The organism is Ochrobactrum teleogrylli (assembly GCF_006376685.1).
Taxonomy (GTDB): domain Bacteria; phylum Pseudomonadota; class Alphaproteobacteria; order Rhizobiales; family Rhizobiaceae; genus Brucella; species Brucella teleogrylli.
Window position 1 is genome coordinate 96,535 of record NZ_VEWL01000008.1, and the last position, 12,532, is coordinate 109,066.

The following is a 12,532-nucleotide window of genomic DNA, read 5'->3' on the forward strand; positions in this document are numbered from 1 at the left end:
CTGCGCATTTTAAAACTCTCAGGCCGCAACCACTGCGGCCTGAGAGACAAACGCTTAATCTCCCAGCACCTGTTTGTCGTCGCCATCCCTGGAGCGGACAAGCTCTTCCTTGATCTGTCGGAGAACATGCGCGGAGCGGTTACGGTCTGCATAGGCAACCATGTTTGCCAGAATGTCGATTGTGGCCAGATAGGCGTAGCGGGTGGATGTGGGACGGAAGATATTTTTGCCTTCGTCCAGATCAATTGCAATCAACACATCGGAAGCCTGTGCGACAGGCGAATTGCTCTGCGTTATCGCAATGGTGGGAATGGCCCGAGCGCGCAGCAAATTCATGCAATTCACCAGCTCTCGATCTCGCCCTGTAATCGATGAGCCGATGACAACCGTTCCCGGCTGCGCAGCAGCTGAGAGCATGTGGTTCATGCTGTGGTCCGTCGATGCATTGATGCGACAACCGAGGCGGAACAACCGGTTGTGGAGTTCATTGGCAATCATGGCTGAGTTGCCCGTCGCGCCGAAGGCCTGAATAAACTCAGCCCCACGGATCAGGTGGGCGGCCCGTTCTATTGCGGCGAGATCGAGTTGCCGGTGTAACTGGAAGAGCGCATTTTGCGCCTTGGTTATAATGTCTTCGGCAACTTCTTCCACAGAGCTGGTCTCGGTTTCCGGCATCAGATAGCGCAATCCGACATAGGTTATCTTTGCCAGTTGCACCTTGAAGTCGGAATAGCCCTGACAGCCTATCCGCCGGCAAAACCGTGTTACGGTTGGCGGAGAAACGCCTGCCTTCTCCGCCAGTTCACCAATCGAGGAATTGACGACAAAATCGACATTTTCCAGCACCACGGCTGCGAGCTTTTTTTCGAGACCGGAAAGTTTGCCTTCCTTGTCCGACAATGCGTGAATGACGTCCATTGGAACTCCGGTCGAGAAGGAAACGCACTTTGAAAGCGCTTTCCATATCTATACTGATGAAAAATAATTACATGACTATGGAAATTTTCCACGTTCTGATCAATGGTTATCTCTCACACGAGGTTAATCAAGAAAATAATATACACCGCCTAAAACAATCGCGCACCGTACCCGAAGAGGCAATCCATGACGTTCCCTTGGCCAGAAGCAGGCACGCCTGTTGAAAATATCCCGACCCCAATGCCCATCATCGATGAAGACCGTATGGCCTCGAATATTGCCCGCGCGCAGGCTTATTTCGACCAGCACGGGCAGGCTTTTCGTCCGCATATCAAGACGCACAAGATACCTTCCATCGCAAGGCTACAGCTTGAAGCGGGCGCCAAAGGCATCAATTGCCAGAAGATCACCGAGGCGGAGGTTTTTGCCGAGGCCGGTTTCGATGACATTTTGATAACCTACAATATTCTCGGAGCTGCAAAGCTCGCGCGGTTGAAAGTGCTCAATGCGAAAATCGGCGCTTTAAAAGTGACTGTCGATAGTGAAGTCACGATCAAGGGACTTGCTGAAACCTTTGATGCCGAGCGACCGCTGACGGTGCTGGTGGAATGCGACACAGGTGGCAAGCGATGCGGTGTCCAGACGCCGGATGCCGTTGTGGCATTGGCTGAAGTGATCTCCGCCAAGCCCGGTCTTCGTTTTGCAGGCATCCTGACTTACCCGGCGGCGGGAGGCGCGGCGCAAGTCGAAAATTTCATCGTCGAGACGATGGAAAAGCTGGCCGCGAAAGGAATAGATTGCCCGATCCGGTCGAATGGCGGCTCGCCGGACCTCTATTCCGCGCATCTCGTGCCGTCAGCGACTGAACACCGCGCTGGCACCTATGTCTATAACGACCGCAGCATGGTTAGGGCAGGGCACTGCACCAATGAGAATCTTGCCATGCATATTCTTGCAACTGTAGTTTCCAGACCCGCGCCGGGCAGGGCCGTGCTGGATTGCGGTTCCAAAGCTCTGACATCGGACCTGCTTGGTTTTGTTGACCATGGCGTTATCGAAGGCTTTGAGGGCGCGCGGATTGTTTCCCTTTCGGAAGAGCACGGTGTGGTCGATCTGACGGATTGCAAACAAGATTTCGCGCCGGTGGGGGCTGTTGTTCGTGTCATCCCCAATCACACGTGTGTCGTCAGCAACCTGTTCGATCGCATTGTTTTTCATCGTGACGGTGTGGTGACTCGTGTTGAAGATGTTGCCGCACGTGGGACCGTTTGGTGAACTGTGCGCCAATGGTGGCGTGAAATGACGGCCTAACGCTGAAAAAAGTGCGCGGAAAACATGAAAAAGGAGCCGAATTTTTCGGCTCCTTTTTCATCTGATAAGTAAATTTATATCACATGGAGCATTGAGAGCCGCCTTAAAGGCATTGAATGGGCATGCATTTTCCGCTCATCATCGCGGTGTGTCCGCCGCCGCTTCATGAAAATCAATTTCATAAATTTTCATCTTAACGCCGACGGCGCAGCTTATTGCGCGATATCCTGTTGACATGGACATTATTCGACGCATTATCAAGAAAATAAATTACAAAAATAATCAAAGGGCGAACACGAGGCGGAGACCACCATCATATCCCGATTTCAATTGTTGCGTCGGCATTGTCGCCGGTCTGCGTGAACTGTTTTTGCGACGCGACGTGAGTGACAAACCTGAAACGAGCGCGCGCACGGGCGTCGAGTTTTCCGCGCGAACAGATGCCGACACGACTTTTGATCAAGCCATACACCTGGAACCATACCATGCGCATATTCACGGCCTCGATGGCTACGGAAACAAATACGTTTTCACCCGTTCCAACGGATATGGAGGCGTTTAAGGCAGCCTTTTACGCCAAGCCCGGCGAGCACCCGGAAACGCCGACCTTGTGTTCATCCGTTGTGCCGATTTTGCGCCGTCGCGGCAAAGCTGAGGGCTTTACCGTTGTCGAAGGCACCTCGTGCTGGGCCGAGCCTGCGGGTCTCATTCAACGCCAGACCTATGAGACATTGCGCGATACCATATTGGCTGAACTGAAGGCCGCGCTCCCCTTGAATGCGGTTGTTCTCGGACTGCATGGCGCGATGGTGGCGCAGGGCTATGATGATCCGGAAGGGGACTTTCTGGAAAAAGTGCGGGCAATTGTCGGCCCTAATGTTCTGATCGCAGCCGAGTTCGATCCCCACAGTCACCTGACTGCAAAACGTGTAACCAATCTCGACGTCATGGCAACGTTTCTGGAGTTCCCGCATACGGATTTCGAAGAGCGCGGAGAACATGTCGTTGATCTGGCTCTCAGGACGCTGCGTGGGGAAATCAAGCCTGTCATTTCGACCTTCGATTGCCGCATGATCACCATTTATCCCACCAATCGCGAGCCAATGCGATCTTATGTGGATCGCCTCGTGGCTATGCAGGGCAAGAATGGCATCCTTTCGATTTCCGTAATCCATGGTTTCATGGCTGGCGACGCGCCCGACATGGGGACGCGGATTATCGTTGTCACCGATAATGACAAGGTCAAAGGCGACCAACTTGCGCGTCAACTGGGCCATGAACTGTACCGTATGCGAAAGCTTACGGCCATGGAGATGCTGGATACGGAAGCTGGTCTGGATCGCGTCCTGGAACGTCGCGCCAGTGACCCATCGCGTCCTGTTGTTGTCTCCGATATCTGGGACAATCCGGGCGGGGGCGTGGCGGGTGATGCCACCTATATTCTGCGCCGCATGCTGGAGCGCAAGCTCGACAATTTTGCGGTAGCCACCATCTGGGATCCTGTCGCCGTGGCTTTCTGTCATGCGGCAGGTGAGGGGGCCGAGCTCGAAATCCGTGTCGGTGGAAAGTCGTCATGGCAAGGCGGCGAGCCGCTTGATCTGCGTGTTACCATCGAGAAGGTCGTGGACGCAGGCTGGCAGAGCTTTCGCAACAGCCGGGTCAATCTGGGACGTGTCGCGGTAATCCGTCCTGTCGGAACACAGATCGATATCATTCTGATTACCAGCCGCTCACAGACCTATGAGCCGGATATCTTCTCCAATATGGGGATCGATTTTGCGCGAAAGGATTTCCTTGTCGTCAAATCGACCAACCACTTTCAGGCCGGATTCCAGCCTGTCGCCTCGGAGATTGTCTATATAGCGGCTCCAACTTCATACCCGACCAATCCAGCGGTCACACCATATCGAAAAGCAAGTCTGGAACTCTGGCCACGGGTCGCCGACCCGCTCGGGCTGGACTAACCACAGCGAACACTCAGTCGGTTCGATTACAAAAAAGGGGAGTAACCATGAAAAAACGTTTTCTGCTGGGGGCTACTGCAGCACTTCTATGTTCAAGCGTGATGGCTTTCGCGCAATCGTCGGATGGCGTTCTGACCATCGCAACCATCGGCGAGCCGCCAACACTGGATGCGATGCAGACCCCAACCGATATTGTCCTGACGATTGACCAGCATATTTTTGAGACGCTTTATACCTATGATGAACAGTGGAAGTCGGTTCCGTTGCTCGCTGCTGGCATGCCGGAAATTTCTGAAGATGGATTGACTTACAAGATTTCCTTAAGAGAAGGGGTAAAGTTTCACGATGGCAGCGATTTTGACTCCAAGGACGTCGTCGCATCCTTGAAGCGGTGGATGGAAATCAATTCCAAGGGCAAGCAGGTTGCTGGCATCGTAGAAAGCCTGAGCGAAGATGGCGACCATGCGGTCATCATCAAACTCAAGTCGCGCTATGCGCCATTGCTGGCGACCTTGTCGCAAGCGTCGATCATCATTCCATCCGAGACCATCGCCGACACGCTGACGCAGTTCGTCGGCACCGGCCCCTATGCGCTCAAGGAGCGCAAGCCCGATCAGTATACGCAGCTCGTGCGCTTTGACGATTATAAGTCTCCCAAAGGCGAGCCGAGCAATTATGCGGGTAAGCGCGAGGCCATTGCCAAGGAACTGCGCTTTGTGCCCGTTCCCGATGCCAACACCCGCGTTGAAGGACTGATTTCCGGACAGTTTGATTTCGCAGACTCGCTTCCCGTCAGCGCCTATGAGCGTGTTGAAGCAAGCGGGAAGGCCAAACCAGTCATCTTCAAGAACTCGGGCTGGGCCTCCATGAATATCAACATGAAGGAAGGCGCGCTCGTCAAAAAGGAACTGCGTCAGGCGGTTCAGGCCGCGCTCAATGCATCCGACATGATGCTCGCAGCTTTCTCCGATGACCGTTTTTACAGCGTCGATGGCTCCATCTTCCCTGAAGGGTCGTTCTGGCACACTGAAGCCGGCGTGGCCCGCTATGGCGAAGGCGACCCTGAAACAGCTGCCAAGCTCCTGAAGGATGCCGGATATGACGGCACGCCGATCCGGCTCTTGACCAGCCGCCAATATGAGTTCCATTACAAGATCGGTGAGGTGGCGAAAGCCTATCTTGAAGCGGCAGGCTTCAAGGTTGATATGCAGGTTGTCGACTGGGCTACGCTGACGACGCGTCGCGCCGATCCGAAGGAATGGGATATCTTCATCACCCATTCGAATTTCCCAGGCGATCCGACAACGATCAACACCATCACGGATACATATCCGGGCTGGTATGTGTCGGACCAGAAAGCCAAAGCCGTCGCCACCTATATGGATGCGACGACCGATGAAGCAAAGCAGAAGGCGTGGGCAGGCATCCAGACCGTCATCTATGATGACGCACCGCTCTATAAGGTCGGCAATTTCAATGCAGTTTCCGGTGTTGCGGACGGGGTTGCCGGTTACACGCCAACCTACTGGCCGCATTTCTGGAATGTAGCCCCGAAGAAGTGAGGCAGACCATGTCGAGGATCGCCCGGGCACTGTTGCACCGCTTGATAGGCATGGCCGTTGTGCTTGCCCTTGTCGTGACAGTTGTATTCGTCATTGTCCGGGTTACGCCGGGCGATCCCGCTGCCGTCATGCTGGGGTCTGACGCGACCCCGCAGGACATTGCAGATTTGAGAGCACGGATGGGGCTGGATGCGCCCCTTCTGGTGCAATACGGCCAGTTCGTGCTGGGCATTTTCCAAGGCGATCTTGGTCAGTCCATCTTTCTCAACCAGCCGGTGACGAAAGCCCTTGCTTCGCGTGCGGAGCCGACATTCTTTCTCACGCTGTTCTCCATATTGATCGCGGTGCTGATCGCCTTGCCGGTCGGGGTTTTCTCAGCCGTGAAACGAGGAACCTTCTTCGATCAGACTGTGGTCGTGCTGACCATGGTGGCTGCAAGCGTGCCAAGTTTCTGGTTGGGCTTGCTCCTTATCCAGATTTTCGCGGTTCAATATGGCTGGTTCCCGGCATCCGGTTATGGTGGTCCCGACACGAGCTTTCTGGAACGCCTGCATCATCTGATCTTGCCTGCCGTGGCTCTCGGCGTGGTCAATTCCGCACTCATTACCCGCTTTACCCGGGCAGCCATGCTTGATGTGCTGGGGGACGACTATGTGCGTACGGCGCGTGCAAAGGGCGCTACCGAAGGCCGCGTGATCCTGAAGCATGCCTTCAAGAATGCGCTTGTGCCCATCATCACCGTCATTGGACTTTCCATTGCGATGCTGGTCGCGGGCGCCGTCGTAACGGAGACGGTATTCGGTCTGCCGGGCATTGGAAATCTGGTGGTGTCGGCGGTGCTGCGCCGCGACTATCCGGTGATCCAAGGAACGCTGTTGGTCGTGGCCGCTATCTATGTGCTGATCAATTTTGTGGTCGATATGCTCTATATTCTCGTAGATCCGAGGGTACGCCTGTGACGCTCGCTTCTTTCTCCATGCCCTTTGCGTCGGGCTTTCGACGTCTGTTCGGCAATCGGGCGATCTTGCTCGGTGCGCTGATCCTGCTCGCCGTGGTGCTGGCAGCTGTTCTCGCACCTTGGGTTGCGCCTTATGCTCCGAACAAACTTTCTATCGTGAACAAGCTTCAAGGCCCTTCCTGGAAGCATATTTTCGGCACTGATGAATTCGGACGCGATATTTTCTCGCGCGCGATCTTTGCGGGACGCGTTTCGCTGCTCGTCAGTCTTGGTGTGGTTATGATCTCGACCATTCTGGGCGTCATACTCGGCGTAACGGCCGGATATTTTCGCAAGCTGGATACGCCTATCTCCAGACTGCTCGACGCGATGATGTCCTTCCCGGATATTCTGCTTGCGATTGCGCTTGTTGCAGCACTTGGCCCTTCGTTGATGACCGTCATCATTGCGCTTGGGATCACCTATGCGCCACGACTTGCGCGTATCGTGCGCGGCTCGACATTGGTGATCCGCGAGATGCCCTATATCGAGGCGGCAATTTCGCTGGGACTTCCCACCTGGCAGATATTGTTACGTCATGTCCTGCTCAATCTGGCCTCTCCCATTCTGGTACAGGCAACATTCGTCTTCGCATCTGCAATGCTGGCAGAGGCAAGCCTGTCGTTCTTAGGCGTTGGCGTTTCGGCGGATATGCCGACCTGGGGAACCATGTTGGCGTCGGGGCGGGAATATATGAACAACGCGCCCTGGCTCATGCTGTTCCCCGGCCTTGCCATCGTCTTCTCCGTCCTCTCGCTGCAACTTGTCGGCGATGGCCTGCGCGATCTGGTTGATCCGCGTCTCGCGAAGGAAAGCTGACCATGCATCAAGAGTCCAGCAGTGGTACCCGCCCGGTTTTGTCGGTGGAGAACCTCACGACATCGTTCAAGACCGCAGAGGGTTGGCGGCCCGTCATCCGCGATATCAATTTCCATGTGAATGCTGGCGAGACGGTTGCCATTGTCGGCGAAAGCGGATCAGGAAAAAGTGTCACCGCGCTTTCCACGATGCGATTGCTGCCGCCTGCAAAATCAAAGTCAGAAGGCCGAATTCTGCTCGATGGGCGCAATCTTCTGCAAGTATCGGAAGCGGAAATGCGTTCGGTGCGCGGCGGCTCCATCGGCATGATCTTTCAGGAACCGATGACATCGCTCAATCCCGTCTTCACGATTGGCAATCAATTGGCCGAGGCTTTGGTGCTTCATCAAAAACTGAGTTGGAAGCAGGCCGAAGAGGAAGCCGTTCGCCTCATGGAGCGCGTTCGCATTCCAGCAGCGCGATCCCGCTTGAAAGAATATCCGCATAAATTTTCCGGTGGCATGCGCCAGCGGGTAATGATTGCGATGGCGCTTGCGTGCCGCCCAAAGCTTCTGATCGCCGATGAACCGACGACAGCGCTGGACGTGACAATACAGGCCGAAATCCTCCATCTCATTCGTGAATTGCAGCAGGAAGAGAACATGGCCGTTCTCTTCATCACGCATGATATGGGCGTGGTTGCCGAGGTTGCAGATCGCACAGTGGTCATGTTCCGTGGCGATATGGTCGAGACTGGCCGTACGGAAGAACTCTTTGCTGCGCCAAGAGAAATTTACACAAAATCTCTGCTCGCTTCCATTCCCCGGTTGGGAACCATGGGAGACGCAACGGCTCCTAAACGGTTCCCGGCAGTCGATCCGAAAACCGGACAAGCTGCCGAGGGCGCGCAGACAAAGCCCCTGCCTGCGGATCGAGCGCCGCTTCTCCAAGCCTCCAATATTGTGGTTCGGTTTGAACTTCCAAACGGTCGCATTCACGCCGTGGAGGACGTTTCTTTCGACCTTGGCCCCGGCGAGACACTGGCACTCGTAGGAGAATCCGGTTGCGGGAAATCAACGACCGGTCGCACGATCATGCGTCTGCTCCAACCGACGTCGGGAAATATCGTCATTGATGGACAGGACGTGACCAAGCTTGGCGCATCGCAATTACGCGCAATGCGGCGTAATGCGCAGATGATTTTTCAGGACCCTTTTGCCTCGCTCAATCCGCGTATCCGCATTGGCGCGGCGATTGCCGAACCCATTCTGGCCCACAAAATGATGGGCAAAGGTGAGGCGAGGGCGCGGGTTGCGGAACTGCTGGAGCAGGTCGGGCTTTCGGCTTCGGTTGCAGACCGCTTTCCGCATGAATTTTCAGGCGGGCAAAGACAAAGAATTTCCATCGCGCGCGCTTTGGCGTTGAAGCCAAAGCTGATCGTTGCGGACGAGGCGGTTTCGGCCCTCGATGTTTCGGTCAAGGCTCAAGTGGCGAATCTCCTGCTTGATTTGCAGGAGCAGCATGATCTTGCCTATCTCTTCATCAGCCATGACATGGCTGTCGTGGAACGGATCAGCCACCGCGTGGCAGTGATGTATCTCGGCGAAATTGTCGAGATTGGTCCGCGCGAAGCGATCTTTGGCAACCCCCAGCACCCATATACGCGCCGTCTTATAGAGGCCGTCCCGATTCCCGACCCGGCTTCACGAGGACTGGTGCGCCCGGAACTTGGCGAAGAAATTAAAAGCCCATTGCGACCGCTCGATTATGTTCCCCCAAAACGCAACTATATCGAGGTTTCTCCTGGGCATTTGGTGCAGGATTTCACGGAATGGGGCGGACGCTTATCTGCTGCGTGAATGATAGCGACCTCAATCGTTGAATAAGGAGCATGACATATGAACAACGAAAAACTGATCCGTTACGAGACGGCTGACAATCAGGCAGGCGGTCAGCGCCGCCCTTTTGCAAAAGCGGTTCGGGCCGGCGATTTCGTTTATGTCTCGGGACAGGTGCCAACGCTCAACGGTGAGGTGGTGCTGGGCAATATCGTTGCCCAGACCGAGCAGGTGATCACCAACATCAAGGACGTGCTGGCTCTCGCTGACTGTACTTTGGCTGATGTCGTCAAGGTGAATGTCTGGCTGGATGATGCGCGCGATTTCTCCAGCTTCAATGCTGTGTTCCAAAAGCACTTTATCGACCATCCGCCAGCGCGTTCCACGGTGCAATCGCCATTGATGGTCGACGCCAAGGTGGAAATGGACGTCATCGCCTATAAGCCGTTGGCATAAACGATAGTAATCTTCGGCAAGACAATCTTGATTTGGCTTGCCGAGATATCCGTCAGTTGTGATCCAATACCCGCGACAGGCGCAAGGCAGCCAGCGTGCAGATTGCACCGGATATCAGATACCCGCCGATGAAAATTATCCCAAGGCTGCTTGCAAGGCCAAGAGCGACGAGCGGGGCAAAAGCTGCTCCGACGAGCCAGGCAAGATCCGATGTCAGTGCCGCACCGGTATAGCGATAATACTGCGTGAAACGGGAGGAGACCGCACCAGAAGACTGGCCGAATGTCAGCCCCAATACGCCGAAACCAATCAAGATATAAGCATCTTGTCCCGCGCTGCCCGCATCGAGAAGGAAGGGCGCGGAGAAGCTGAATATCGCGATGATGATGGCGCCGACCATCAATTCGCTGCGTCGTCCGATGCGATCGGCGACAAAGCCCGACAAGATGATGCCGATGACGCCGATTGCAGCGCCAGCTACCTGCACCCAGAGGAAACGTTCTGCCGGCTGCGTTCCTGAAAGGACAACCCAACTGAGTGGAAAAATCGTCACAAGATGGAACATGGCAAAGCTTGCCAGCGGCACGAATGCGCCGAGCAGGACGTCGATGCTATGCTTGCTCAGCATTTCAAACACCGGTCGCGGCTGCAATTCTTGCGCTTCCATCGCCGCGCCGAATTCACTGCTCGCAACGATGCGAAGGCGCGCAAAGAGCGCGACTACATTGATCGCGAAGGCAACGAAGAATGGATAGCGCCAACCCCAAGCGAGAAAGTCTGCTTCGCTGAGATTATGTACGAAATAGGCGAAGAGAATGCTGGCGAGCGCGAAGCCGATGGGCGCTCCCAATTGCGGTATCATTGCGTACCAGCCCCGTTTATTCTGGGGCGCACTCAGGCTGAGCAGCGAAGCCAGACCATCCCAAGCGCCGCCAAGCGCAAAGCCTTGCCCCAACCGGAACAGGGCAAGCAGGAACACGGCCCAATAACCGATCGTCTCATAGCCGGGCAAGAACGCGATAGAAGCGGTTGAGCCACCCAAAATAACGAGGGCGAGCGTGAGTTTTGTTCCTCGTCCGTAATGGCGGTCAATCCACATGAAGATGAAAGAACCGACGGGACGCGCAATGAATGCGAGCGAGAAGACGGCAAATGACATCAATGTCGCCGATACCGCATCAGGAGCGAACGGGAAAATCAGCTTGGGGAAAACCAGAATGGAACCGAGCCCATAAACGAAAAAATCGAAGAATTCGGATGTGCGACCGATGACGACACCGATGGCGACGTTTCCCGGAGACAAGGGTTTTCCGTCGCTGTGGATGCGTCGCGCGTCTTGTTCAAGACCTGTCGATGTCGGCGTGGCGGACGAACTCATGAAACTCTCCGAGGGAAACGTATCATGTGCTTTATGATGTCGCACGGTGGCACGATATCAAGGAACAGGGCAAAAAAAAAGCAGATATAGTTGCTTAAAAGCTCCTTTGCCGTGAAAATTTCATAAACTGAAAAATGGGTCTTCCCGAAATGCGATTGTGCCTTATCATGATTAAAGGAACAGAATGTAGGTCGGGTTTAACATGGACGCATTCTTTAGTTTCATACGAAATACGATACTGGCCTCACTTTTTTTGGGGCTGGCCGGGTGTAATATGGTCGTCATGTCCCCGTCAGGAGACATTGCAGCCCAGCAGCGGGACCTTATCGTCATATCGACGATCCTGATGCTGATCATTATTGTGCCGGTTATTTTCCTCACGCTTTTCTTTGCGTGGCGATACAGGCAATCCAATAGTTCGGCCAAATACGATCCTGAATGGCATCATTCCACCGCGCTGGAAGTGGTTATCTGGACCGCGCCCTTGCTCATTATCATTGCATTGGGTGCGATCACATGGGTCAACACGCATAAGCTCGACCCCTACAGGCCGCTGGACAGAATAGACAGCACACGACCGGTCGAGGCGGGAACAAAGCCGCTGACCGTGGAGGTTGTGGCGCTCGACTGGAAGTGGCTATTCTTCTATCCGGAGTACGGTGTGGCCACAGTCAACGAGATGGCGGCCCCCGTCGACAGGCCGATTGATTTCAAGATCACCGCCTCGTCTGTAATGAATTCTTTCTATATTCCAGCACTTGCGGGCATGATCTACGCCATGCCCGGAATGCAGACACGACTGCATGCGGTGATCAATAAGGCTGGTGAATATGAAGGTTTCTCATCGAACTACAGCGGTGAAGGCTTTTCACATATGCGCTTCCAGTTTCACGGTCTCGATGATTCCGGCTTCGACACTTGGATCAGTCAGGTCAAGCAGAACGGAACCGCGCTAAACCGCGATACCTATTTGAAGCTCGAAAAGCCCAGTGTCCGGGAGCCCGTTCGGTATTTTGGCGCAGTCGAAAACGGGCTTTTTCAAGCCATATTGAATATGTGCGTTCGTTCCGGCCAGATGTGCATGAGCGACATGATGCATATTGATCGAATGGGCGGCGGTGGCATCGACAGTCGTGAAAACAAGGCGAAGCTTGAACACGACAATCGATATAGCCAAGACGAAACACAATCGGGCGGGGCGGTCGTTCCAGCCACCCCGGACGCAAAACAGGAGCAGGGCCATGACATGCACAACATGCCTTGAAGCTGAATTGCGTCTCAGTCCTACATACAAGACCACACAGTTGGAA

10 protein-coding genes are annotated in these 12,532 nt (G+C 54.7%); 8 read left to right on the forward strand and 2 right to left on the reverse strand.

What is annotated here, in order from left to right; all coding sequences use genetic code 11:
- Nucleotides 1–54: 54 nt before the first annotated feature.
- On the reverse strand, nucleotides 55–918 hold the full coding sequence (locus FIC94_RS13925; protein WP_109366010.1) for a MurR/RpiR family transcriptional regulator: 864 nt from the start codon (nucleotides 916–918) through the stop codon (nucleotides 55–57).
- Between the two features lie 186 nt (nucleotides 919–1,104).
- Between FIC94_RS13925 and FIC94_RS13930 the strand changes: the two genes are divergently transcribed.
- The 7 genes from FIC94_RS13930 to FIC94_RS13960 all read left to right on the forward strand — a co-directional run bounded on the left by FIC94_RS13930 (nucleotide 1,105) and on the right by FIC94_RS13960 (nucleotide 9,844).
- Nucleotides 1,105–2,193: a D-TA family PLP-dependent enzyme gene (locus FIC94_RS13930; RefSeq protein WP_140025270.1), complete on the forward strand. Its 1,089-nt coding sequence runs from the start codon at nucleotides 1,105–1,107 to the stop codon at nucleotides 2,191–2,193.
- 521 nt (nucleotides 2,194–2,714) lie between these two features.
- Nucleotides 2,715–4,193: a M81 family metallopeptidase gene (locus FIC94_RS13935; RefSeq protein ID WP_140025271.1), complete on the forward strand. Its 1,479-nt coding sequence runs from the start codon at nucleotides 2,715–2,717 to the stop codon at nucleotides 4,191–4,193.
- Nucleotides 4,194–4,240: 47 nt separating this feature from the next.
- A complete protein-coding gene (locus FIC94_RS13940) occupies nucleotides 4,241–5,755 on the forward strand; it encodes an ABC transporter substrate-binding protein (RefSeq protein ID WP_140025272.1) in 1,515 nt (504 codons plus the stop codon).
- A gap of 8 nt (nucleotides 5,756–5,763) precedes the next feature.
- Nucleotides 5,764–6,714 (forward strand): ABC transporter permease, encoded by a 951-nt coding sequence (locus tag FIC94_RS13945; RefSeq protein WP_371830807.1) that lies wholly within the window; start codon nucleotides 5,764–5,766, stop codon nucleotides 6,712–6,714.
- 17 nt (nucleotides 6,715–6,731) lie between these two features.
- Complete coding sequence (locus FIC94_RS13950; protein WP_140025358.1) at nucleotides 6,732–7,571, forward strand: ABC transporter permease; 840 nt, start codon at nucleotides 6,732–6,734, stop codon at nucleotides 7,569–7,571.
- 2 nt (nucleotides 7,572–7,573) lie between these two features.
- Nucleotides 7,574–9,409 (forward strand): ABC transporter ATP-binding protein, encoded by a 1,836-nt coding sequence (locus FIC94_RS13955; RefSeq protein ID WP_140025273.1) that lies wholly within the window; start codon nucleotides 7,574–7,576, stop codon nucleotides 9,407–9,409.
- 39 nt (nucleotides 9,410–9,448) lie between these two features.
- The gene (locus FIC94_RS13960; RefSeq protein WP_140025274.1) at nucleotides 9,449–9,844 is read left to right on the forward strand and encodes a RidA family protein; all 396 of its coding nucleotides are present in this window, start codon (nucleotides 9,449–9,451) and stop codon (nucleotides 9,842–9,844) included.
- Nucleotides 9,845–9,896: 52 nt separating this feature from the next.
- Here the strand turns inward: FIC94_RS13960 and FIC94_RS13965 are convergent, their stop codons facing one another.
- Nucleotides 9,897–11,222 (reverse strand): MFS transporter, encoded by a 1,326-nt coding sequence (locus FIC94_RS13965; protein ID WP_109366003.1) that lies wholly within the window; start codon nucleotides 11,220–11,222, stop codon nucleotides 9,897–9,899.
- A 202-nt stretch (nucleotides 11,223–11,424) separates the two neighbouring features.
- Between FIC94_RS13965 and cyoA the strand changes: the two genes are divergently transcribed.
- Nucleotides 11,425–12,486, forward strand: a complete 1,062-nt coding sequence (gene cyoA / locus FIC94_RS13970; protein WP_140025275.1) for a ubiquinol oxidase subunit II — start codon at nucleotides 11,425–11,427, stop codon at nucleotides 12,484–12,486.
- Nucleotides 12,487–12,532: the final 46 nt, after the last annotated feature.